Genomic DNA, 20,680 nt, shown 5'->3' with positions numbered 1-20,680 from the left:
CAAAAAGTACACCATCATGACCCAACAACTGACGCTGGCGCTCTCCAAGGGCCGTATTTTCGAAGAGACGCTGCCGCTGCTCAAAGCCGCCGGCATCACCGTGGCCGAGGATCCGGAATCCTCGCGCAAGCTGATCCTGCCGACCAATGACCCTGACGTGCGCGTGATCATCGTGCGCGCTTCGGACGTGCCGACCTACGTGCAATACGGCGCGGCCGATTTCGGCGTGGCCGGCAAGGATGTGCTGATGGAACACGGCGGTGAAGGCCTGTACCAGCCCATCGACCTGAACATCGCCAAGTGCCGCCTGTCGGTGGCGGTGCAGGAAGGTTTCGACTACGCCAATGCAGTGCGCCAGGGTGCGCGCCTACGCGTGGTGACCAAGTACGTCAATACCGCGCGCGAGCACTTCGCCGCCAAGGGTGTGCACGTCGACCTGATCAAGCTGTATGGCTCGATGGAACTGGGCCCGCTGGTGGGCCTGTCGGATGCCATCGTCGACCTGGTCAGCACTGGCGGTACGCTGCGTGCCAACAAGCTGGTGGAAGTCGAGCACATCATCGATATCTCCTCGCGCCTGGTGGTGAACCAGGCCGCGCTGAAGTTGAAGCGCGAGCGCCTGCAGCCGATTCTCGATGCCTTCGAGAAGGCTTCCAAGGCCAAGTAATTCCCACGACCCCAGACATCCTCGCAGAGCAGGTGAGACCATGAGCATTGCCATCCGAAAACTCGATTCCGCCGATGCCGGCTTCCGTGACAAGCTGTCGGCCGTGCTGGCCTTCGAAGCCAGCGAGGACGAAGCCATCGACCGCGCTGCGGCCACCATCCTGGCCGACGTGAAGGCGCGCGGTGACGCCGCCGTGCTGGAATATACCCAGCGTTTCGACCGCCTGCAGGCCACTTCCGTGGCCGCTCTGGAGATCGGCAAGGATGCGCTGCAAGCTGCACTGGCCGGGTTGCCCGAGGCACGCCGCCATGCGCTGCAGACCGCCGCCGACCGCGTGCGCGCCTATCATGAGCGCCAGAAGAAGGAATGCGGCTCCGATGGTTTCCTCTATCGCGAAGCCGATGGTACCGAACTGGGCCAGAAGGTCACGCCGCTGGATCGCGTGGGTATCTACGTGCCGGGCGGCAAGGCAGCTTATCCGTCATCGGTGCTGATGAATGCGATTCCGGCCAAGGTGGCCGGTGTGCAGGAAGTCATCATGGTCGTGCCCACGCCCGATGGCGTAAAGAATGAACTGGTGCTGGCCGCCGCTGCCATTGCCGGCGTGGACCGTGTCTTCACCATTGGTGGCGCGCAAGCCGTGGGCGCGCTGGCCTATGGCACCGCCACCATCCCGCAGGTGGACAAGATCGTCGGTCCGGGCAATGCCTACGTCGCTGCTGCCAAGCGCCGCGTGTTCGGCGTGGTGGGCATCGACATGATCGCCGGTCCCTCCGAGATTCTGGTCATCTGTGACGGTGCCACCGATCCGGACTGGATCGCCATGGACCTGTTTTCGCAAGCCGAGCACGATGAACTGGCGCAATCCATCCTGCTGTGCCCGGATGCGGACTACATCGCCAAGGTCGAAGCCTCGATCAATCGCCTGCTGGAAGACATGCCGCGCAAGGACGTGATCCGTACTTCGCTGACCGACCGTGGCGCCCTGGTCAAGGTGCGCGACATGGAGGAAGCCTGCGAGATCGCCAACATGATCGCCGCCGAGCACCTGGAGATTTCCGCGCAGGAACCGCAACAGTGGGCCGACCAGATCCGTCACGCCGGGGCCATGTTCCTGGGCCGTTTCTCGTCCGAATCGCTGGGTGATTATTGCGCCGGTCCCAATCACGTGCTGCCGACTTCGCGCACGGCGCGTTTCTCCTCGCCGCTGGGCGTGTATGACTTCCAGAAGCGTTCCAGCATCATCCGCGTGTCGGAAGAGGGCGCGCAGACGCTGGGCAGGATTGCCGCTGAACTGGCTTATGGCGAGGGTCTGCAGGCCCACGCCCGCTCGGCCGAATTGCGGCTCAAGAAGTGAAATGATGACCTCCGCCACCGACTCCCTTGCAGGCGCCGGCTGGCTGGACCGCGTATTTTGCGAGGATGCGCTCTCGGTCGCTGCCGGCCTGGCGCGGGTTCCCGATGGCAGCGTCGATCTGATGATCGCCGATCCTCCCTACGGACTGGGCAAGGATTACGGCAATGATTCCGACAAGCTCGATACCGCTGCCTACCTGGCCTGGACCGAGCAGTGGGTCGATGCCGCGCTGCCCAAGCTGAAGCCCAATGGCAGCCTCTACATCTTCCTGACCTGGCGCAATTCGCCGGAGATCTTCGTGATGCTGAAGCAGCGCATGACCATGATCAACGAGATCATCTGGGACCGCCGCGTGCCCTCCATGGGCGGCAGCACCCGGCGTTATTCGTCGGTGCATGACACCATCGGTTTCTTCGCGCGGGCCAAGGATTATTTCTTTGATCTCGATGCCATCCGCATTCCCTACGATGCCCAGACCAAAAAGGCGCGTTCACGCTCCATCTTCGTCGGGGCCAAGTGGCTGGAAATGGGCTACAACCCCAAGGATGTGTGGAGCGTCTCGCGATTGCACCGCGAGCACAAGGAGCGCGCCGACCATCCCACGCAAAAACCCCTGGAAGTGGTGGAGCGCATGGTCAAAGCCTCATGCCCGCCCGGCGGCGTGGTGCTCGATCCCTTCATGGGCAGCGGCACCACGGCCGTGGCAGCACGCCGTTGCGGACGCCACTTCACCGGCTTTGAACTCAATCCCGATTATTGCGAACTGATCCGCCAGCGTCTCGACGCTCTCGATGCGCCGGCGCCTGCGAGCCTAGATGATGAATCCCTCCAAGCCTGAGACCGTGGACGACCTGGTGGCCAACGTGATCCGCCCGCTGGTGCGCGGTTGGCAGTCCTATCACGTGCCCTCGGCCGAAGGGATGGTCAAGCTCGATGCCATGGAAAATCCCTACCTGCTGCCGCCGGCCTTGCGTGACGAACTGGCGCAGCGGCTGGCGGCACTGGCGTTGAACCGTTATCCGGTGCCGTCCTATACGCGCCTGAAGGCGGCGATCTGCGCACAGCTGGGTGTGCCCGAGGGATATGACGTCCTGCTGGGCAATGGTTCGGATGAGCTCATCACCATGCTCTGCGTGGCCTGTGCCATGCCGGGGCGTACCGTCTTGGCGCCGGAGCCGGGTTTCGTCATGTACGGCATCTCGGCCAAGATGGCTGGCCTGGACTACGTAGGCGTGCCGCTGCGCGCGGACCTGACACTGGACCTGCCGGCCATGCTGGCCGCCATCGAGCAACACAGGCCCGTGATCACCTGGCTGGGCTATCCCAACAATCCGACCGGCACGCTCTATCCGATGGCCGAGGTGTTGCGCATCATCGAAGCCGCCGCGCCCTACGGCCTGGTGGTGGTGGACGAAGCCTATCAACCCTTTGCCGCCTCGACGCTGATGCCTGCATTGCCGCAGCACAACAACCTGATCGTCATGCGCACCGTCTCCAAGCTGGGCCTGGCAGGCATCCGCCTGGGCTACCTGTCGGCGGCCCCGGCCCTGTTGCGTGAATTGGACAAGGTGCGCCCGCCCTACAACGTCAACGTGCTGACCGAGGCGGCGGCGCTGTTGGTGCTGGAGCACCTGCCGGTGCTGGAGGCGCAGGCGGCACAACTGCGTGAGGCGCGCGGCGCACTGGCAGCGCGGCTGGCGGCGCTGGAAGGGGTGGAGGTGTTTGCCTCGGCGGCCAATTTCATCCTGATCCGCGTCCCGGATGCCGATAAAGTCAGCGCTGCATTGCTGGCGCGCAGGGTACTTGTCAAAAATGCCGGTAGAATGCACGTATTGCTGCGAAACTGTTTGCGTATTACCGTCAGTTCAGATGAAGAAAACCGCATTTTTCTGACGGCCCTGAAAGAAGCACTGCGAGAGCACTGAAGGATTCAGGCTCCCGCCCAGGCAAGCCGGCATCAAGCATTACCCAACGATAGAACACCGTCTGACCCCAACCATGTCTACACCGAGAACCGCGGAAGTCGTCCGCAACACCAACGAGACGCAGATCCGCGTTGCGATCAACCTGGATGGCACCGGCCAGCAGAAGCTGGATACCGGCGTCCCCTTCCTGGATCACATGCTGGACCAGATCGCCCGCCACGGCCTGATCGACCTGGATATCCACGCCAAGGGCGATCTGCACATCGACGCGCACCATACGGTGGAAGACGTGGGCATCACCCTGGGCATGGCGTTTGCCAAGGCCATCGGCGACAAGAAGGGTATCCGCCGCTACGGCCATGCCTACGTGCCGCTGGATGAAGCCCTCTCGCGCGTGGTGATCGACTTCTCCGGCCGTCCCGGCCTGGAATACCACATTCCCTTTACCCGCTCGATGATCGGTTCCTTCGATGTGGACCTGACCAGCGAGTTCTTCCATGGTTTCGTCAACCATGCGCAGGTGACCCTGCACGTGGACAACCTGCGTGGCGTGAATGCCCACCACCAGGCCGAGACCGTGTTCAAGGCCTTCGGCCGCGCGCTGCGCATGGCCGTCGAACTCGATGCGCGCGCTGCTGGTACGATTCCGTCCACCAAGGGCAGCCTGTAAATCGCAGGGTATCGCTAAACATCATCTGGGTTTCCCGGTGCGCGAGCACCGTTCAATGTCGCCATGAATAAAATTGTTGTAGTCGATTACGGCATGGGCAACCTGCGCTCGGTGGCGCAGGCGCTGCGCCATGTCGCACCTGAAGCCGACGTGCGCATCTCCGGCGAGGTCGCCGATATCCGCGCCGCCGACCGCGTGGTCCTGCCCGGCCAGGGCGCCATGCCCGATTGCATGCGCAGCCTGCGCGAATCCGGCGTGCAGGATGCCGTGCTCGAAGCCTCCCGCACCAAGCCGCTGTTCGGCGTGTGCGTGGGCGAGCAGATGCTGTTCGACTGGAGTGAAGAAGGCGACACCCCCGGCCTGGGCCTGCTGCCCGGCAAGGTGGTGCGCTTCGAGCTCGAAGGCGTGCGCCAGGACGATGGATCGCTGTTCAAGGTGCCGCAGATGGGCTGGAACCATGTGCACCAGACCAGCGCCCACCCCTTGTGGGAAGGCATCGCCGATAACGCCTTCTTCTATTTTGTCCACAGCTATTACGCCGTCCCGGCCGAAACGTCGCAGATCGTTGGCCAAACTCCCTATGGCCGTGACTTCGCTTGTGCCGTGGCCCGCGATAATATCTTTGCAACCCAGTTCCATCCGGAAAAAAGTGCTTCGGCGGGTTTGCAGCTGTATCGGAATTTCGTACACTGGAAACCTTGATTTTTTGCCTTTCCGGCAAGAGCTTCGCCGCAGAGCGTCGCCAACCCTTCTTTTTTACTGACTAGTCATCCCCTAGCCATGCTGCTCATACCCGCCATCGACCTGAAAGACGGTCATTGCGTACGCCTCAAACAAGGTGATATGGAACAAGCCACCGTTTTCTCCGAAGATCCGGCGGAAATGGCCCTGCACTGGCTCAAGCAGGGCGCGCGCCGCCTGCACCTGGTGGACCTGAACGGCGCCTTCGCCGGCAAGCCCAAGAACGAGGCAGCCGTGAAGTCCATTCTGCAGGTGGTCGCCCGCTTCGCCGAGGAAAACGAGGTCGAGGAAATCCCGGTGCAACTGGGTGGCGGCATCCGCGACCTGGACACCATCGAGCGCTATCTGGACGATGGCCTCTCCTACATCATCATCGGCACCGCCGCGGTGAAGAATCCCGGTTTCCTGCATGACGCCTGCAGCGCCTTCCCCGGCCAGATCATCGTGGGCCTGGATGCCAAGGACGGCAAGGTTGCCACCGATGGCTGGAGCAAGCTGTCCGGCCACGAAGTGGTGGACTTGGCGCAGAAGTTTGAAGGCTATGGCTGCGAAGCCATCGTCTACACCGACATCGGCCGCGACGGCATGATGGGCGGCGTCAATATCGAGGCCACCGTGCGCCTGGCGCAGGCCGTGACCATCCCCATCATCGCTTCGGGCGGCGTCCACAACGTGGGCGACGTCGAGGCGCTGTGCCGGGTCGAGGATGAAGGCATCGAAGCCGTCATCTGCGGCCGTTCCATCTATGAAGGGACGCTGGACCTGCGCAGCGGCCAGGATCGTGCGGATGAGCTGACGCGCGAACTGGAAGCCAACCGCCTGTCCGGCAGCAAATAACATGGCCCTTGCTAAACGCATCATCCCTTGCCTGGACGTGACCGCAGGTCGCGTGGTCAAGGGTGTCAACTTCCTGGAGCTGCGCGATGCCGGCGATCCGGTCGAGATCGCCCGTCGTTATGACGAGCAGGGCGCCGATGAGCTGACCTTCCTCGACATCACTGCCTCCTCCGATGGCCGCGACCTGATCCTGGACATCATCGAAGCCGTGGCCTCGCAGGTCTTCATCCCCCTGACGGTGGGCGGTGGCGTGCGCGCGGTGGAAGATGTGCGCCGCCTGCTCAATGCCGGTGCCGACAAGGTGGGCATCAACACCTCGGCCGTGACCAATCCGCAACTGGTGGCCGATGCGGCCAACAAGTACGGCTCGCAATGTATCGTGGTGGCCATCGATGCCAAGCGCGCCGGTGACGGCAGGTGGGAGGTCTACACCCACGGTGGCCGCAAGGCCACCGGCCTGGATGCCGTCGACTGGGCGCGCAAGATGGCGCAGCTGGGTGCGGGCGAGATCCTGCTGACCAGCATGGATCGTGACGGTACCAAGAGCGGCTTCGACCTCGACCTGACCCGTGCGGTCTCGGAAGCGGTCAGCATCCCCGTGATTGCTTCGGGTGGCGTGGGTGGCCTGCAGGACCTGGCCGACGGCATCACCAAGGGCAAGGCCGATGCGGTGCTGGCCGCCAGCATCTTCCACTATGGCCAGCACACCGTGCAGGAAGCCAAGCGCTTCATGGCCGATCAGAACATTTCCATGAGGCTGGCATGAGCATCAGCGCCAAATGGCTCAACAAGGTCAAATGGGACGAAGTCGGCCTGGTGCCGGTGATCGCCCAGGAAGTCGGCTCCAATGACGTGCTGATGTTCGCCTGGATGAACCGCGAGGCGCTGGCGCGCACCGTGGAGATCGGCCAGGCGGTCTACTGGAGCCGCTCGCGCAAGAAGCTGTGGCACAAAGGTGAAGAATCGGGTCATTTCCAGAAAGTGCACGAAATCCGCCTGGACTGCGATGAAGACGTGGTGCTGCTCAAGGTCGAGCAGGTGGCCGGCATTGCCTGCCATACCGGCCGCCATTCCTGCTTCTTCCAGAAGTTCGAGGGTAGCGCCGACAGCGGCGAATGGGTCACGGTCGAGCCGGTCCTGAAGGATCTGCAGCCGGGTGCCGGCGGTGCTCCGGTCGTCGCAGCGGCCGCACCGGTCGCCAAGCCCAAGCGCGTGCGCAAGACCATCCCCAAGCCCGTGGATAGTGACAAGACCCCATCATGAGTGAAACCCTGAAGCGACTGGCCGAAGTCATCGAGTCGCGCAAGCTGGCCAACGGCGGCAATCCCGAGAAATCCTACGTCGCCAAGCTGTTCTCCAAGGGGGATGACGCCATCCTCAAGAAGATCGGCGAGGAAGCCACCGAAACCGTGATGGCCGCCAAGGATGCCCGCGTCTCGGGCGACAAGTCCAAGGTGCTCTACGAGTGCGCCGACCTGTGGTTCCATTCCATGGTCCTGCTGGCGCAGTTCGAGCTGAGCCCGCAGGATGTGCTCAACGAACTGGCGCGGCGCGAAGGCCTCTCCGGCCTGGAAGAAAAGGCGGCCCGCAAGGACTGACCTGACCGGTTGGCGTTCTTTTCCATTCCCCTTGTTTCCCAGGAGTACGGCGTTGGATAATTGTATTTTCTGCAAGATTGCGGCGGGCCAGATCCCCTCGAAGAAGATCTACGAGGACGAGGACCTGATCGCCTTCCACGATATCAATCCGGCTGCACCGGTGCATTTCCTGATCGTGCCGCGCCAGCATGTGGCGACCCTGGCCGATTGCGGTGAACAGCATGCCGCCCTGCTGGGCAAGATGCTGGCGCTGGCGCCACGCCTGGCGGCCGAGCAGGGCTGTGCTTATGGTCTGGACGCCGAAGGCAAGCCCAGCGGCGGTTTCAAGACCATCATCAACACCGGACCGGATGGCGGCCAGGAGGTGTACCATCTGCACATGCACGTGATCGGTGGTCCGCATCCCTGGCGGGTACGGTTCGTGCAACAATAAGGATTCGCCGGCCCGGGGGCTGGCAGGTTTCACTTGTACACAGGGCAGGGATGTCCGCTTAGGAGAAGAGAATGGGTTCGTTCAGTATTTGGCATTGGCTGATTGTTCTGGTGATCGTGATGCTGGTCTTCGGCACCAAGAAGCTCGGCAACATGGGTTCCGACCTGGGCAAGGCAGTCAAGGGCTTCAAGGATGGCGTCAAGGGCGCCGAGGAAGAGAAGAAGGACGCGGCCATCGACGTGCAGGCCAAGGAAAAGGACAAGTCCGGCAGCTGAACAGGCCGCCCGCCAGCCCTGTCTGGCGGGTTCGCATGGGCCCGCGTCGCGGTTCGAAGCGGGTATCCCGTCTTCCAGCGCATGCGCGCCCTCGTTGTCCTCTTAATGCCCACACAGACTCATGATTGATATCGGCCTTACCAAGCTGGCCTTGATCGGCGTGGTCGCGCTGGTCGTGATCGGTCCCGAGCGCCTGCCCAAGGTAGCGCGCATGGCCGGCACCCTGTTCGGTCGCGCCCAGCGCTACATCAACGACGTCAAGTCGGAGGTCAGCCGCGAGATGGAACTCGACGAGCTGCGCAAGATGCAGAAGGATGTGCAGGACGCCGCCAGCGACGTCAGCAACAGCATCCACAAGAGCATGTCGGAGACGGAAGCATCGATCAATGACGCCTGGAACGGCGGTGACGATTCTTCCAGTTCCGACAGCGCCAGTGCGGGCAATAGCTGGACCCGTATGCCCGATCCCTCCCTGCATGCGATCAAGGCCAAGGCCTTCCGCCGCAAGAAGCTCTCGCGCACTACCGGCGTGCCGGCCTGGTACAAGCACCAGAGCGGTCACAAGACCCGCGTGATCTCGGCCTCGGCCCGGGTGGCCAAGTATCGCCGTCCGGTCGGGGTGGGCAAGTCGGCAGGTTTCTTCTAATTTGGCGCAGCGCGTCTCACCTCATCGGAATTCCGACCCCATGGCTGAAGAAAACACCCAGGCCGAAGATACCTTCATCTCGCACCTGATCGAATTGCGCAGCCGTATCGTCAAGGCGGCTGCCGTGGTGCTGGTGGTGTTCCTGTGCCTGATGCCCTTCGCGGCCCACATCTTCGACGTGCTTGCCGCGCCGATGATCCATGCGCTGCCCGCCGGCAGCCGCATGATCGCCACCGGCGTGATCACGCCTTTCCTGATTCCCATCAAGGTCACCATGCTGGTGGCGGTGCTGATCTCGCTGCCCTGGGTGCTGTACCAGCTGTGGGCCTTCGTCGCACCGGGCCTGTACGCGCACGAGAAGCGTCTGATCGCGCCGCTGGTGATCTCGTCTTCGCTGCTGTTCGTCATGGGGGTGGCGTTCTGCTACTTCTTCGTCTTTGGCGTGGTCTTCCCGTTCATCAACAACTTCGCCCCCAAGTCGGTCTCGGTGGCACCGGATATCGACAGCTACGTCGACTTCGTCCTGACCATGTTCGTCGCCTTCGGCGTGACCTTCGAGGTACCGGTGATCGTGATCGTGCTGGTGCGCATGGGCCTGGTGCAATTGTCCAAGCTCAAGCAGATCCGTCCCTACGTGATCGTTGCCGCCTTCATCGTCGCCGCCGTGGTCACCCCGCCGGACGTGATGAGCCAGCTGATGCTGGCCGTGCCGCTGATCCTGCTCTACGAAGTGGGCCTGTTGGTGGCGCCGATCTTCGAGCGTGCCACACGCGCGCCGGATGCCGAGCCCAGCAGTTCGGTATCCTCGGAATAAGCCCGGCTGTCCCCGCAAAACAAAGCCCGCTCGATGATGAGCGGGCTTTGTCGTTGTGCAGGCGCCTTGGATGAATCCTCACTCCTCGAGGCTCACCAGAGGGATCTCGCGCAGCCATTGCACCAGCGGATAGGCATCCTTGAATCCTTCCAGTACCTGCTTGCCGAGGTCAGCAGGAATCTTCTTGCGGATATCTTCTTCGGTCCAGACGATGAAACTCTTGAGCTTCACGTATTCGATATTGGGCGTGTCCGGATCGAAGCCCTTGGGCGGACGTTGCAGCTTGCCTTCCTCCTGCAGATCCCCATAAGTCGCCACAAGCTTCTTGTTCTTGCGCATCTTGGTGAAGCCTGCTGCATCTTCCACCACCCGGTTGCGGATGGCGCGCAGGCGCGGCGTCGGTGGCAGGTATTCACCACCGGCGATGAGCAGCTGCCCGGCTTCGTTGATGTGGAAGTAGTAGGCCGGACCGCCGCCCTGGCTGGGCTTCTTCAGCCCACTGGCGGTGATGGCGGCGGAGAAGTGCGTTTTGTAGGGCCGCTTGTCATGTGAGAAGCGCATGTCGCGGTTGATGCGAAACAGCGCCTTCTTCGGATTGCAGCCCGCGATGGCCGGATCGAACTTGCTGATCTCGGCGATGAGCTTGATGGTCAGCGCCAGGAATTCCTCGCGCAGGATGTCGTAGCGCGGCTTGTTCATGACGAACCAGGCGCGGTTGTTGTTCTCGGAGAGCTCTCCGAGGAACTGGATCAGGTCTCGCACGTGCATGGATGGCTTGCTCCTAGATTATTCTTCTTCGGCATCATCGTTCTTGGGCGGCGGCGGACGCTTGCCCACGGTGATGTTCAGCTTGGTCTCCTGCGACTTGCGCAGCACCGTCATGGCGATCTGCTGGCCGGGCGTGAGTTGCGCGATGACGTTGAGCATCTCGGTCGTATCGGCCACCGGCTTGTCGGCGATGCTCACCAGGATGTCACCCGGACGCATGCCTGCACGATCGGCCGGACCACCCTTGAGCACGCCGGCGATGATGGCACCGGTCTTCTTGCCCAGGCCAAAGCTCTCGGCCAGTTCAGGGGTGATGTCCTGCGGCTCGACACCGATCCAGCCGCGCACCACCTGGCCGTGGCTGATGATGGCTTCCATCACCGTCTTGGCCGTCGACATCGGAATCGCAAAGCCGATGCCCAGGTTGCCGCCGGTACGAGAATAGATGGCCGTGTTGATCCCCAGCAGGTTGCCGTTGGTATCGACCAGTGCGCCGCCCGAATTGCCGGGGTTGATGGCGGCATCGGTCTGGATGAAGTTTTCGAAGGTGTTGATGCCCAGGTGATTGCGGCCCAGCGCCGAGATGATGCCCATGGTGACGGTCTGGCCCACGCCAAACGGATTGCCGATGGCCAGCACGACATCGCCCACCGAACTGTTTTCCGGATGACCCAGAGTGATGGCGGGCAGGTTGGGCAGGTCAATCTTGATGACGGCCAGATCGGTCTCGGGATCGATGCCGACCACTTTGGCACTGGCCTTGCGGCCATCGGCCAGGGCCACTTCGATCTTGTCGGCCGCTTCCACCACGTGGTTGTTGGTCAGGATGTAGCCTTGCGGGCTGACGATGACGCCCGAGCCCAGACTGGATTGCTTGTCATCCTGCTGCTGCTCGTCGAACTGGTCGCCGAAGAACTTGCGGAAGAACGGGTCGTTCTGGAAGGGGCTCTTCTGCGGGCGGGCTTCGGTCGTTGTGAAGATATTGACCACCGAGGGCATGGCCTGGCGCGCGGCATGACGATAGGAGTCCAGGGCGGGCGCGGCGGGCGTGGCTTCCTGCATCTGGATCGTGGACTGGGCAGGGCGCGCACGCGAAGTGAAGGATCCGGACAGCCAGTCCGGCTTCAGGGTCGCTACAATGAACCACAGCGCCAGACCCACTGTCACGGTCTGGGCAAACAACAGCCATAAACGTCGCATAAAAAGAATTTTTGGTTTTGGATTTGAAATCGGATGAGGAAGAGATGACCCGCCACATTAGTCGAAATGAATTCGCAGTCTATCTGGGGCAGACGCTCAACGCGGCGCAATATCGCGATTATTGCCCAAACGGCTTGCAGGTGGAAGGGCGCGCCACCATCGGCCGCGTGGTCAGCGGCGTGACGGCCAGCCTGGCCCTGATCGAGGCGGCCGTACAATGGCAGGCCGATGCCATCCTGGTCCATCATGGTTACTTCTGGCGCGGCGAAGACATGCGCGTGATCGGCCAGAAGCAGCGGCGCCTGAAGCTGCTGCTGGCGCATGACATCAATCTGTTCGGCTATCACCTGCCGCTGGATTGCCATCCCGAGCTGGGCAACAATGCCCAACTGGCCAAGCGACTCGACTTTGACGCCACCGGTCGCTTCGGTGAAAACGACATCGGCTGGATCGGGCGCTGCCTTGCCCCTTCGGTCAAGACTGCCGCCGACCTGGCGCAGCTCATCGAGAAACGCCTGGGACGCACGCCGCTGCTCATCGGTGACCCGCATCAGTCCATCGCTCAGGTCGCCTGGTGCACGGGCGCTGCACAAGGCATGCTGGGCGAGGCCATCGACGCCGGCGCCACGGCCTACATCAGCGGCGAGATTTCGGAACCGACCGTGCACTTGGCGCGCGAGAGCGGCACCGTCTATCTCGCCGCCGGCCATCACGCCACCGAGCGCTACGGCATTGAGGCGCTCGGCCAACATGTGGCCAAGCACTTCGGCATCGAGCATCGCTTCATCGACATCGACAATCCGGTCTGAGACCGGATGGCGATGTTTTGACTACAAGCTTCAGTTTAAAAACCAAAAAGATGAAGCAGAAAAAGTGAGGAAGCGCGTCAGCCCTGCTTTTTGAGCGCATCGCGGATTTCACGCAGCAGAAGCACGTCTTCCGGAGTGGGGGCCGGTGCGACGGGGGCGGCTTCCTCTGGCTTGGAGGCCAGGTCACGCGCCTTGTTGATGGCGCGCACCATCTGGAAGATGATGAAGGCCAGGATCAGGAAGTTGATGAAGATGGTCAGGAAGTTGCCGTAGGCGAAGACCGCGCCTGCCTTCTTGGCTTCGGCCAGCGGCAGCCCGTAGGCTTGACCGTTGAGCGGCAGGTAGTAGTTGGCGAAATCCAGACCGCCGAAAATCTTGCCGACGATGGGCATGATGATATCCTCGACCAGCGAGCCGACGATCTTGCCGAAGGCCCCGCCGATGATGACACCGACGGCCAGGTCGACCACGTTTCCCTTGATCGCGAAGGCGCGAAAATCCTTGAGCATGCTCATCCCTGGTTTCTCCTTTGAAAGTTGCTGTTTAAACATGAGGCGGGCTTACAACGGGTTATATCCTGCCCGCCAGGAAAAGTAAATCGGACAAGCGCTGACGCCGCACTGCAAAAAAAACGAGAACGAGAGCAGATTGACAAGGGGTTGCGCTGCGTCAAATGTTCATTTTCACAAGCCTGTACGATACCCGCCGTTAGCTACAAAACCCTATTCAGCTTATATATAATCAAAAAGTTGCATGAGGGTCACTTAGAAGGTCCACGCTAACTTACATTTGGAGATTGGGGTCTTTATGACTGACGAGAATCAGGTCGACGCGAGTCGACGAGGTTTGCTTGTTGCGACTTGTGCGGCCGGAGGTGTAGCGGGTTTGGCCACCGCTGGAGCATTCGTCTCCACCCTGCAACCTTCCGAACGCGCCAAGGCAGCGGGCGCACCGGTGGAAGTGGATATTTCTTCACTGGTTCCCGGTGAAATGCGCACGGTTGAATGGCGCGGCAAGCCGGTCTGGATTCTCAAGCGCACCCCCGAAATGATCGAGTCCCTCAAGAAGACCGATAGCGAGGTGGCCGACCCGAACTCCAAGCGTACCGATTTCTCCGAGACGCCCGATTACGCCCTCAATGAGTGGCGCTCGCTGCGCAAGGACATCCTGGTCGTGGTCGGCATCTGTCCGCACCTCGGCTGCTCCCCCAGTTCCCGCTTCGACACCGGCCCGCAGCCTTCGCTGCCAGACGACTGGCACGGCGGTTTCCTGTGCCCCTGCCACGGCTCGACCTTCGACCTGGCCGGTCGCGTGTACAAGAACAAGCCGGCGCCGGACAACCTGCAAGTCCCGCGCTACATGTTTGAAGGCGATAACAAGCTCGTCATCGGCAAGGACGAGAAAGGGGAGGCCTGATCATGGGAGCATTTCACGAAAAGAAGCTGCCGGATGATGCACCGGTGGCTGCCAAGGCCCTGAACTGGGTCGATTCGCGCTTTCCGCTGACGGCCACCTGGAAAGCCCACCTCTCCGAATACTACGCCCCGAAGAACTTCAACTTCTGGTACATCTTCGGCTCCCTGGCACTGCTGGTGCTGGTGATCCAGATCGTCACCGGCATCTTCCTGGTGATGCACTACAAGCCGGACGCCAACCTGGCCTTCGCCTCGGTCGAATACATCATGCGTGATGTGCCCTGGGGTTGGCTGGTGCGCTATATGCACTCCACTGGCGCCTCGGCCTTCTTCATCGTCGTTTATCTTCACATGGTGCGGGGCCTGCTTTATGGCTCCTACCGCAAGCCGCGCGAACTGGTGTGGCTGTTCGGCGTGGGGATCTTCCTGTGCCTGATGGGTGAAGCCTTCTTCGGTTACCTGTTGCCCTGGGGGCAGATGTCCTACTGGGGCGCACAGGTGATCGTGAACCTTTTTGGCGCCATTCCCTTCATCGGTCCGGATCTGTCGCTGCTCATTCGCGGCGACTATGTCGTTTCGGACGCCACGCTGAACCGCTTCTTCTCCTTCCACGTGATCGCCATTCCGCTGGTGTTGATCGGCCTGGTGGCCGCGCACATCATCGCCCTGCACGAAGTCGGATCCAACAACCCGGACGGCGTGGAAATCAAGGAAAAGACCGATGAGAACGGTGTGCCATTGGATGGCGTGCCCTTCCACCCGTACTACACGGTGCATGACATCTTTGGGGTCTCGATCTTCCTGCTGGTGTTCTCGGCGGTGGTATTCTTCGCGCCGGAGATGGGCGGCTACTTCCTGGAGTACAACAACTTCATTCCGGCCGATTCCCTGAAGACGCCGCCACACATCGCTCCGGTCTGGTACTTCACGCCGTTCTACTCGATCCTGCGTGCCACGACGGCCGATTTCATGGGCTGGCTCATTGCCGGCGTGGCCGGCTACGTTGCGCTGCTGGTGTTCAAGTCGCGGCTGACAGCCAAGCTGAAGATCGTCGCCATCGCCGTCGGTCTGGCCATCATCGCCGGCATGCTGATTTTTGATGCCAAGTTCTGGGGCGTGGTCCTGATGGGCCTGTCGGTGGTGATTCTGGGCGGACTGCCGTGGCTGGATCATTCGCAGGTCAAGTCCATCCGCTATCGCCCGAGCTGGCACAAGTACGTGTATCTGGTCTTTGGTATTGCCTTCGTCATCCTTGGCTACCTCGGCGTGCAACCGCCGACGGCCATCGGCACCACCGTCTCTCAGGTATGCAGCTTCATCTACCTTGGCTTCTTCCTGCTGATGCCCTGGTGGAGTGCTGCCGGTACCTTCAAGCCGGTGCCCGAGCGCGTCGTCTACCATCCGCACTAAGCCAGCTGCCAAAGGACAAGAACATGACATTGCTCAAGAAAGTGATTGCCGCGCTGGCCTTGCTGCCGGCGCTGGCCTGCGCCAACGAAGGGGGCTTCCCGCTGGATCACGCCCCGGACCGTACCAAGGATGTTTCTTCGCTGCAAAACGGTGCCAAGCTGTTCGTCAACTATTGCCTGAACTGCCATTCGGCCTCGGCCATGCGCTACAACCGTCTGCGCGACATCGGCCTGACCGAAGACCAGATCAAGAACAACCTCATGTTCAGTGGGGAAAAGGTCGGCGACCTGATGAAGATCGCGATGACGCCGCAGGATGCCAAGGCCTGGTTTGGCGCGGCGCCGCCGGACCTGTCGGTGATCGCCCGGGCCAAGGCATCGGAGGCCGGTAGCGGTCCGGACTGGATTTATACCTACCTGCGCAGTTATTATACGGACGACAGCCGCCCCACCGGCTGGAACAACATGCTCTTCCCCAACGTTGGCATGCCGCATGTGTTGTGGGAATTGCAAGGTATCCGCAAGGCCAAGTTCGTGGAAGAGAAGGATCCTCACGACGCGAACAAGACCATCCACAAGTTTGCCGGCTTCGAACAAGTCAAGCCTGGCAAGATGAGCGCGGCGGAGTATGACAACAATGTCGCCGATCTCGTTGCCTATTTGCAATGGATGGGTGAGCCGGCGCAGAATACGCGCAAGCGTCTGGGTGTCTGGGTGCTGTTGTTCCTGGGAATCTTCTCGGTATTGGCGTGGCGTTTGAACGCGTCCTATTGGAAGAACATCAAGTAAAAACGTACAATCACGTATCCGCGCAGTTTTTGCGGAATTGCGTATCGGGGTGAGCGTTATGCGTCTCGCCCCCCTTTTGTTTTAGGGCTCTGAAAAAATGATGGTTCTCTACTCGGGCACGACCTGCCCATTTTCGCAACGTTGCCGCCTCGTCTTGTTCGAAAAGGGCATGGATTTCGAGATCCGCGACGTCGACCTGTTCAACAAGCCGGAAGACATTTCGGTCATGAATCCCTATGGCCAGGTGCCTATCCTGGTCGAGCGTGATCTGGTGCTGTACGAATCGAACATCATCAACGAGTACATCGATGAGCGCTTCCCGCATCCGCAGCTGATGCCGGCTGATCCGCTCATGCGTGCCCGCGCGCGGCTGATGCTGTTCAACTTCGAGAAGGAACTGTTCGTTCACGTGCACACCCTGGAAAATGAAAAGTCCAAGGCTGCCGAGAAGAATCAGGAAAAGGCCCGTCACGAGATTCGTGACCGCCTGACCCAACTGGCACCGTTGTTCCTGAAGAACAAGTACATGCTCGGTGACGAGTTCTCCATGCTGGACGTGGCCCTGGCCCCGTTGCTGTGGCGCCTGGATCACTATGGCATCGAGCTGTCGAAGACGGCAGCCCCGCTGATGAAGTATGCCGAGCGCATTTTCTCGCGTCCTGCTTACATTGAAGCCCTGACCCCGTCCGAAAAGGTCATGCGCCGTTAAGCCGTACCGGCTGCACTACCGCCTGAGCGGTGGTGCAGCTGCCAGTTGTTCAGATTGCTTTCCACCCCGGCCTAGCCGGCAGATGCGGTTTTTACAGGCGCATCGCACACCACACCAGTCATGCCAGAAGTCTCCACCAAGCCTTATCTGCTGCGCGCCATCTACGAGTGGTGCACCGACAATGGCTACACGCCGCACATCGCCGTGGTCGTCGACGGCCGCACGCGCGTGCCGATGCAGTTCGTCAAGAATGGCGAAATCGTCCTCAACATCAGCTTCGAGGCCACCAGCGGTCTGAAGATGGAGAACGACAACATTCACTTCAGCGCCCGTTTTGGTGGCGTTTCACGCGATATTCTGGTTCCCGTCGAAAACGTGATCGCCATCTATGCCCGAGAGAATGGCCAGGGCATGGCGTTCGAAGCCCCGGCGCCGGCCAAGGCAGAGGAGGCGCAGCAGGCAGCTGAACAGGAAAGCGTCACACCGGTCTTGTCGTCGGTGCCAGTATCCGAGCCAGAAAAGAAACCCGCCGAAGGCGGCGATAAAGGCGATGATGATCCGGAACCGCCGAAAAAGGGTGGTCGCCCTGTACTGACCCGCATCAAGTAAGCTATAATCGCCGGCTGAAGTTTTGCTGGCTTAGCTCATCTGGTAGAGCACCTGACTTGTAATCAGGGGGTGGCGGGTTCAAGTCCTGCAGCCAGCACCAATACCGAAGCGGCTCACAGCGATGTGAGCCGTTTTTCTTTTGCTCCGCATTTTTGCCCATTGAGACGTAGTCTCTCCAGCCTGAGCTACGGCCTTTGTGAAGCGCTCAACACGGTCACGCTGCCGGCGCAAGGTCACCTGAGCTATCATCAAGGCTCTTTGCCGGACGGCCGATAGCGCCGATCAACGGCATCGCCAATGATATCGCGTTCGTCACGACAATTCTCCGGGCCGCTGTAGCGGCCGGACTCTTGAACACGTCAGTTTTAGCCACCTCTTCGGTTCATTCTCGGAATTTCGCCATGGAAATCAAAGTCAACTTCCTCGACAAGCTGCGTCTTGAAGCCAAGTTCGACGACTTTACCGTCATCGCAGATCAGCCCATCCGCTACAAAGGAGACGGCTCGGCACCTGGCCCCTTTGATTACTTCCTGGCGTCATCGGCCCTGTGCGCGGCGTACTTCGTGAAGCTGTACTGCAATACGCGCAATATCTCGACCGAGAACATCCGTCTATCCCAGAACAACATCGTCGACCCGGAAAACCGCTACCAGCAGACCTTCAAGATCCAGGTCGAACTGCCGGCCGACATCGAGGAGGCAGACCGTCGCGGCATCCTGCGTTCGATCGAGCGCTGTACGGTAAAGAAGGTGGTGCAGCAGGGGCCGGAATTCGTCATCGAGGAAGTGGAAAGCCTGGACGCCGATGCGCAGTCCTTGCTCACACTCAAGCCCGAAGCCGGCGTGAGCACGCATATCCTTGGCAAGGATTTGCCTCTGGAGCAGACCATCGCCAACATGTCGGGCTTGCTGGCCGAACTGGGCATCAAGATCGAGATCGCTTCCTGGCGCAATATCATTCCCAATGTGTGGTCGCTGCATATCCGCGATGCGCATTCGCCGATGTGCTTCACCAACGGCAAGGGCGCCACCAAGGAAAGCGCGCTGGCCTCGGCGCTGGGTGAGTACATCGAACGCATCAGCAACAACCATTTCTACGCCGGTTCCTACTGGGGTGAGGAGATTGCCAATGCCGACTTCGTGCATTACCCCAACGAGCGCTGGTTCAAGCCCGCTCGCGCAGACAAGCTGCCCAAGGAAATCCTGGACGCGTATTGCCTGGAAATATACAACCCGGACGGCGAGCTGCGCGCGTCGCATCTGATCGACACCAATTCGGGCAACGCCCAGCGCGGTATCTGTTCGCTGCCTTACGTAAGACAGTCGGATGGCGAGGTCGTGTATTTTCCTTCCAATCTGGTCGAGAACCTCTTCGTGAGCAACGGCATGAGTGCCGGCAATACCTTGCCTGAAGCTCAGGTGCAATGCCTTTCGGAGATCTTCGAGCGCGCGGTCAAGCGCGAAATCCTGGAAGGCGAGATCTGCCTGCCCGACGTGCCGCAAGAAGTCCTGGCCAGATACCCTGGCATCGTGGCTGGTATCCAGGGGCTGGAAGAGCAGGGCTTCCCGGTGCTGGTCAAGGATGCTTCGCTGGGCGGAGTCTATCCGGTGATGTGCGTGACCTTGATGAACCCGCGCACCGGCGGCGTGTTTGCTTCCTTCGGCGCACATCCGAGCTTCGAGGTGGCGCTTGAGCGCAGCCTGACGGAGCTGCTGCAAGGCCGCAGCTTCGAGGGCCTCAACGATTTGCCGCAGCCGACCTTCGAGAGCAATGCCGTGACCGAGCCCAACAATTTCGTCGAGCATTTCATCGATTCCTCCGGCATCGTGTCGTGGCGCTTCTTCAGTGCCAGGTCGGATTATGAATTCGTGGAATGGGATTTCTCCAGTCAGGGGGAAGATTCCAATGCCGACGAGGCGGCTACCTTGTTCGGCATTCTGGAGCAGATGGGCAAGGAGGCCTACGTTGCGGTGTATGACCAGCTGGGCGCTACGTCTTGCCGCATTCTGGTGCCGGGCTATTCCGAGGTCTATCCGGTGGAGGACCTGATCTGGGACAACACCAACAAGGCGCTGCTGTTCCGCGAGGACATCCTGAATCTTCATCGCCTGGACGACAAGGCGCTGGCTGCCTTGCTTGATCGTCTGGAGAACAACGAGCTGGATGATTACTCGGATATCGCGACCCTGATCGGTATCGACTTCGACGAGAACACCGAATGGGGCCAGTTGACGGTGCTCGAACTAAAGTTGCTGATCAATCTGGCCTTGCAGCAATTCGAAGAGGCACATGACCTGGTCGGCGCCTTCTTGCAGTACAACGACAATTCGGTCGAACGCGGTCTGTTCTACCAAGCCTTGAATGTCGTGCTGGAAGTGAAACTGGATGATGAGTTGGAACTGGCTGACTACGAGACCAATTTCCGCCGCATGTTCGGCAACGCGCGCATGGACGCGGCTATCGGATCGGTGACGGGAAGCGTGCGCTTCTTTGGCTTGACGCCGACCAGCATGAAGCTCGAAGGACTGGAGCGTCATCAGCGCCTGCTTGATAGCTATCGCAAGTTGCACAAGGCGCGGGCGAGGTTTGCGCAGGCGGATGCCGCTTGAGGAAGTTTATTCGCTTTATGAGGGGGCAGTCGCAATAGCTGAGCCCAGCATCCGCGTTGTGATTGATCATCAGGTCTTTGATGTTCATATCGGCGGGTTGATGCAGGGCCAAACGGGGACCGGGCCTGTCCTGCAGCATTCAGTCCTGATCGGTATTCGTTCTCGTGGCGACGTTACGTTGCGGACTGGGGAGCGTTTAAGCTCCTGCATTGGACGGATGTTCGAACAAGTCGATAGGCTGTCCGTGAAGTTGTTCTACGTAAATCCAATCGCAGGGACGTGAAGTAAAAGCTTGCCGCGCTATAAGACTTGCCGCGAGCTCGGGATCATTTGTACTTTCATTGAAGTACGGATCTGCCATCAAGCGAGGATCTTGAAGGTGACTTTGCACGAATTGATT

24 protein-coding genes, 1 tRNA gene and 1 pseudogene are annotated in these 20,680 nt (G+C 60.7%); 22 read left to right on the top strand and 4 right to left on the bottom strand.

The features are described from left to right. The first annotated feature begins 16 nt into the window (after window positions 1-16). The 14 genes from hisG (at window position 17) to tatC (ending at window position 9,963) form a co-directional block, all read left to right on the top strand. Complete coding sequence (hisG, locus tag HWE01_RS04585; protein ID WP_008332468.1) at window positions 17-667, top strand: ATP phosphoribosyltransferase; 651 nt, start codon at window positions 17-19, stop codon at window positions 665-667. A gap of 40 nt (window positions 668-707) precedes the next feature. Next, window positions 708-2,024 (top strand): histidinol dehydrogenase, encoded by a 1,317-nt coding sequence (hisD, locus tag HWE01_RS04580; RefSeq protein ID WP_008332467.1) that lies wholly within the window; start codon window positions 708-710, stop codon window positions 2,022-2,024. 1 nt (window position 2,025) lies between these two features. Continuing rightward, window positions 2,026-2,862: a DNA-methyltransferase gene (locus tag HWE01_RS04575; RefSeq protein ID WP_008332466.1), complete on the top strand. Its 837-nt coding sequence runs from the start codon at window positions 2,026-2,028 to the stop codon at window positions 2,860-2,862. Continuing rightward, a complete protein-coding gene (gene hisC / locus HWE01_RS04570) occupies window positions 2,843-3,949 on the top strand; it encodes a histidinol-phosphate transaminase (RefSeq protein WP_241821349.1) in 1,107 nt (368 codons plus the stop codon). The genes HWE01_RS04575 and hisC overlap by 20 nt, the downstream gene beginning before the upstream one ends. 73 nt (window positions 3,950-4,022) lie before the next feature. Then, complete coding sequence (gene hisB, locus HWE01_RS04565; RefSeq protein ID WP_008332457.1) at window positions 4,023-4,619, top strand: imidazoleglycerol-phosphate dehydratase HisB; 597 nt, start codon at window positions 4,023-4,025, stop codon at window positions 4,617-4,619. Between the two features lie 63 nt (window positions 4,620-4,682). Continuing rightward, window positions 4,683-5,321: an imidazole glycerol phosphate synthase subunit HisH gene (gene hisH, locus HWE01_RS04560; RefSeq protein WP_008332450.1), complete on the top strand. Its 639-nt coding sequence runs from the start codon at window positions 4,683-4,685 to the stop codon at window positions 5,319-5,321. Window positions 5,322-5,399: 78 nt separating this feature from the next. Continuing rightward, window positions 5,400-6,197 (top strand): 1-(5-phosphoribosyl)-5-[(5-phosphoribosylamino)methylideneamino]imidazole-4-carboxamide isomerase, encoded by a 798-nt coding sequence (gene hisA / locus HWE01_RS04555; RefSeq protein ID WP_008332447.1) that lies wholly within the window; start codon window positions 5,400-5,402, stop codon window positions 6,195-6,197. Between the two features lies 1 nt (window position 6,198). Continuing rightward, window positions 6,199-6,963, top strand: a complete 765-nt coding sequence (gene hisF, locus HWE01_RS04550; RefSeq protein WP_175344806.1) for an imidazole glycerol phosphate synthase subunit HisF — start codon at window positions 6,199-6,201, stop codon at window positions 6,961-6,963. Beyond that, the gene (hisI, locus tag HWE01_RS04545) at window positions 6,960-7,460 is read left to right on the top strand and encodes a phosphoribosyl-AMP cyclohydrolase (RefSeq protein WP_241821179.1); all 501 of its coding nucleotides are present in this window, start codon (window positions 6,960-6,962) and stop codon (window positions 7,458-7,460) included. Before hisF ends, hisI begins: the two co-directional genes overlap by 4 nt. Then, a complete protein-coding gene (locus HWE01_RS04540; protein WP_039783857.1) occupies window positions 7,457-7,795 on the top strand; it encodes a phosphoribosyl-ATP diphosphatase in 339 nt (112 codons plus the stop codon). The genes hisI and HWE01_RS04540 overlap by 4 nt, the downstream gene beginning before the upstream one ends. A gap of 52 nt (window positions 7,796-7,847) precedes the next feature. Next, on the top strand, window positions 7,848-8,228 hold the full coding sequence (locus HWE01_RS04535; RefSeq protein ID WP_175344804.1) for a histidine triad nucleotide-binding protein: 381 nt from the start codon (window positions 7,848-7,850) through the stop codon (window positions 8,226-8,228). 71 nt (window positions 8,229-8,299) lie between these two features. Continuing rightward, on the top strand, window positions 8,300-8,503 hold the full coding sequence (tatA, locus tag HWE01_RS04530) for a Sec-independent protein translocase subunit TatA (RefSeq protein WP_008332431.1): 204 nt from the start codon (window positions 8,300-8,302) through the stop codon (window positions 8,501-8,503). A gap of 121 nt (window positions 8,504-8,624) precedes the next feature. Continuing rightward, on the top strand, window positions 8,625-9,149 hold the full coding sequence (gene tatB, locus HWE01_RS04525; RefSeq protein WP_241821178.1) for a Sec-independent protein translocase protein TatB: 525 nt from the start codon (window positions 8,625-8,627) through the stop codon (window positions 9,147-9,149). A gap of 40 nt (window positions 9,150-9,189) precedes the next feature. Beyond that, on the top strand, window positions 9,190-9,963 hold the full coding sequence (gene tatC, locus HWE01_RS04520) for a twin-arginine translocase subunit TatC (protein ID WP_008332428.1): 774 nt from the start codon (window positions 9,190-9,192) through the stop codon (window positions 9,961-9,963). 78 nt (window positions 9,964-10,041) lie between these two features. Here tatC and HWE01_RS04515 read toward each other — a convergent pair whose 3' ends face one another. Both HWE01_RS04515 and HWE01_RS04510 read right to left on the bottom strand, forming a co-directional pair. After that, the gene (locus HWE01_RS04515; protein WP_008332426.1) at window positions 10,042-10,731 is read right to left on the bottom strand and encodes a DUF2461 domain-containing protein; all 690 of its coding nucleotides are present in this window, start codon (window positions 10,729-10,731) and stop codon (window positions 10,042-10,044) included. An 18-nt stretch (window positions 10,732-10,749) separates the two neighbouring features. After that, complete coding sequence (locus tag HWE01_RS04510) at window positions 10,750-11,931, bottom strand: Do family serine endopeptidase (RefSeq protein ID WP_034351100.1); 1,182 nt, start codon at window positions 11,929-11,931, stop codon at window positions 10,750-10,752. A gap of 44 nt (window positions 11,932-11,975) precedes the next feature. On the opposite strand from HWE01_RS04510, the gene HWE01_RS04505 reads away from it, so the two are divergent. Continuing rightward, the gene (locus HWE01_RS04505; protein WP_034351099.1) at window positions 11,976-12,740 is read left to right on the top strand and encodes a Nif3-like dinuclear metal center hexameric protein; all 765 of its coding nucleotides are present in this window, start codon (window positions 11,976-11,978) and stop codon (window positions 12,738-12,740) included. A 77-nt stretch (window positions 12,741-12,817) separates the two neighbouring features. Here HWE01_RS04505 and mscL read toward each other — a convergent pair whose 3' ends face one another. Beyond that, window positions 12,818-13,255: a large conductance mechanosensitive channel protein MscL gene (gene mscL / locus HWE01_RS04500; protein ID WP_283810207.1), complete on the bottom strand. Its 438-nt coding sequence runs from the start codon at window positions 13,253-13,255 to the stop codon at window positions 12,818-12,820. Between the two features lie 292 nt (window positions 13,256-13,547). On the opposite strand from mscL, the gene petA reads away from it, so the two are divergent. The 7 genes from petA to HWE01_RS04465 all read left to right on the top strand — a co-directional run bounded on the left by petA (window position 13,548) and on the right by HWE01_RS04465 (window position 20,280). After that, complete coding sequence (gene petA / locus HWE01_RS04495; RefSeq protein ID WP_034351097.1) at window positions 13,548-14,156, top strand: ubiquinol-cytochrome c reductase iron-sulfur subunit; 609 nt, start codon at window positions 13,548-13,550, stop codon at window positions 14,154-14,156. 2 nt (window positions 14,157-14,158) lie between these two features. Further along, window positions 14,159-15,565 (top strand): cytochrome b, encoded by a 1,407-nt coding sequence (locus HWE01_RS04490; protein ID WP_241821177.1) that lies wholly within the window; start codon window positions 14,159-14,161, stop codon window positions 15,563-15,565. 23 nt (window positions 15,566-15,588) lie between these two features. Further along, window positions 15,589-16,353, top strand: coding sequence for a cytochrome c1 (locus HWE01_RS04485; RefSeq protein WP_008332420.1), 765 nt, complete (start codon window positions 15,589-15,591; stop codon window positions 16,351-16,353). Between the two features lie 97 nt (window positions 16,354-16,450). Beyond that, window positions 16,451-17,062, top strand: coding sequence for a glutathione S-transferase N-terminal domain-containing protein (locus HWE01_RS04480; RefSeq protein ID WP_017453790.1), 612 nt, complete (start codon window positions 16,451-16,453; stop codon window positions 17,060-17,062). Window positions 17,063-17,182: 120 nt separating this feature from the next. Continuing rightward, complete coding sequence (locus HWE01_RS04475) at window positions 17,183-17,671, top strand: ClpXP protease specificity-enhancing factor (RefSeq protein ID WP_008332418.1); 489 nt, start codon at window positions 17,183-17,185, stop codon at window positions 17,669-17,671. A gap of 24 nt (window positions 17,672-17,695) precedes the next feature. Then, window positions 17,696-17,771: transfer RNA gene (locus HWE01_RS04470), tRNA-Thr, on the top strand. Between the two features lie 301 nt (window positions 17,772-18,072). After that, window positions 18,073-20,280, top strand: a complete 2,208-nt coding sequence (locus tag HWE01_RS04465; RefSeq protein ID WP_008332306.1) for an OsmC domain/YcaO domain-containing protein — start codon at window positions 18,073-18,075, stop codon at window positions 20,278-20,280. A 196-nt stretch (window positions 20,281-20,476) separates the two neighbouring features. Here HWE01_RS04465 and HWE01_RS04460 read toward each other — a convergent pair. Continuing rightward, window positions 20,477-20,680: pseudogene (locus HWE01_RS04460) on the bottom strand (hypothetical protein); the annotation flags it as partial.

Source organism: Herbaspirillum sp. C7C8 (genome assembly GCF_022627875.1).
Classification (GTDB): domain Bacteria; phylum Pseudomonadota; class Gammaproteobacteria; order Burkholderiales; family Burkholderiaceae_D; genus Herbaspirillum.
The sequence above is the reverse complement of the archived record's forward strand: the minus strand, read 5'-3'. Positions and strand labels throughout refer to the sequence as shown.

What these genes read in the sequence shown, in the direction of transcription:
- tatC (WP_008332428.1), top strand. Translation starts at nt 9,190, where the DNA reads ATGGCTGAAGAAAACACCCAGGCCGAAGATACCTTCATCTCGCACCTG.
- hisH (WP_008332450.1), top strand. Translation starts at nt 4,683, where the DNA reads ATGAATAAAATTGTTGTAGTCGATTACGGCATGGGCAACCTGCGCTCG.
- hisF (WP_175344806.1), top strand. Translation starts at nt 6,199, where the DNA reads ATGGCCCTTGCTAAACGCATCATCCCTTGCCTGGACGTGACCGCAGGT.
- HWE01_RS04505 (WP_034351099.1), top strand. Translation starts at nt 11,976, where the DNA reads ATGACCCGCCACATTAGTCGAAATGAATTCGCAGTCTATCTGGGGCAG.
- hisD (WP_008332467.1), top strand. Translation starts at nt 708, where the DNA reads ATGAGCATTGCCATCCGAAAACTCGATTCCGCCGATGCCGGCTTCCGT.
- hisB (WP_008332457.1), top strand. Translation starts at nt 4,023, where the DNA reads ATGTCTACACCGAGAACCGCGGAAGTCGTCCGCAACACCAACGAGACG.
- HWE01_RS04480 (WP_017453790.1), top strand. Translation starts at nt 16,451, where the DNA reads ATGATGGTTCTCTACTCGGGCACGACCTGCCCATTTTCGCAACGTTGC.
- HWE01_RS04465 (WP_008332306.1), top strand. Translation starts at nt 18,073, where the DNA reads ATGGAAATCAAAGTCAACTTCCTCGACAAGCTGCGTCTTGAAGCCAAG.
- hisI (WP_241821179.1), top strand. Translation starts at nt 6,960, where the DNA reads ATGAGCATCAGCGCCAAATGGCTCAACAAGGTCAAATGGGACGAAGTC.
- HWE01_RS04575 (WP_008332466.1), top strand. Translation starts at nt 2,026, where the DNA reads ATGATGACCTCCGCCACCGACTCCCTTGCAGGCGCCGGCTGGCTGGAC.
- HWE01_RS04490 (WP_241821177.1), top strand. Translation starts at nt 14,159, where the DNA reads ATGGGAGCATTTCACGAAAAGAAGCTGCCGGATGATGCACCGGTGGCT.
- tatB (WP_241821178.1), top strand. Translation starts at nt 8,625, where the DNA reads ATGATTGATATCGGCCTTACCAAGCTGGCCTTGATCGGCGTGGTCGCG.
- petA (WP_034351097.1), top strand. Translation starts at nt 13,548, where the DNA reads ATGACTGACGAGAATCAGGTCGACGCGAGTCGACGAGGTTTGCTTGTT.
- HWE01_RS04515 (WP_008332426.1), bottom strand. Translation starts at nt 10,731, where the DNA reads ATGCACGTGCGAGACCTGATCCAGTTCCTCGGAGAGCTCTCCGAGAAC.
- hisA (WP_008332447.1), top strand. Translation starts at nt 5,400, where the DNA reads ATGCTGCTCATACCCGCCATCGACCTGAAAGACGGTCATTGCGTACGC.
- HWE01_RS04510 (WP_034351100.1), bottom strand. Translation starts at nt 11,931, where the DNA reads ATGCGACGTTTATGGCTGTTGTTTGCCCAGACCGTGACAGTGGGTCTG.
- HWE01_RS04540 (WP_039783857.1), top strand. Translation starts at nt 7,457, where the DNA reads ATGAGTGAAACCCTGAAGCGACTGGCCGAAGTCATCGAGTCGCGCAAG.
- hisC (WP_241821349.1), top strand. Translation starts at nt 2,843, where the DNA reads ATGAATCCCTCCAAGCCTGAGACCGTGGACGACCTGGTGGCCAACGTG.
- HWE01_RS04475 (WP_008332418.1), top strand. Translation starts at nt 17,183, where the DNA reads ATGCCAGAAGTCTCCACCAAGCCTTATCTGCTGCGCGCCATCTACGAG.
- hisG (WP_008332468.1), top strand. Translation starts at nt 17, where the DNA reads ATGACCCAACAACTGACGCTGGCGCTCTCCAAGGGCCGTATTTTCGAA.
- mscL (WP_283810207.1), bottom strand. Translation starts at nt 13,255, where the DNA reads ATGAGCATGCTCAAGGATTTTCGCGCCTTCGCGATCAAGGGAAACGTG.
- HWE01_RS04485 (WP_008332420.1), top strand. Translation starts at nt 15,589, where the DNA reads ATGACATTGCTCAAGAAAGTGATTGCCGCGCTGGCCTTGCTGCCGGCG.
- tatA (WP_008332431.1), top strand. Translation starts at nt 8,300, where the DNA reads ATGGGTTCGTTCAGTATTTGGCATTGGCTGATTGTTCTGGTGATCGTG.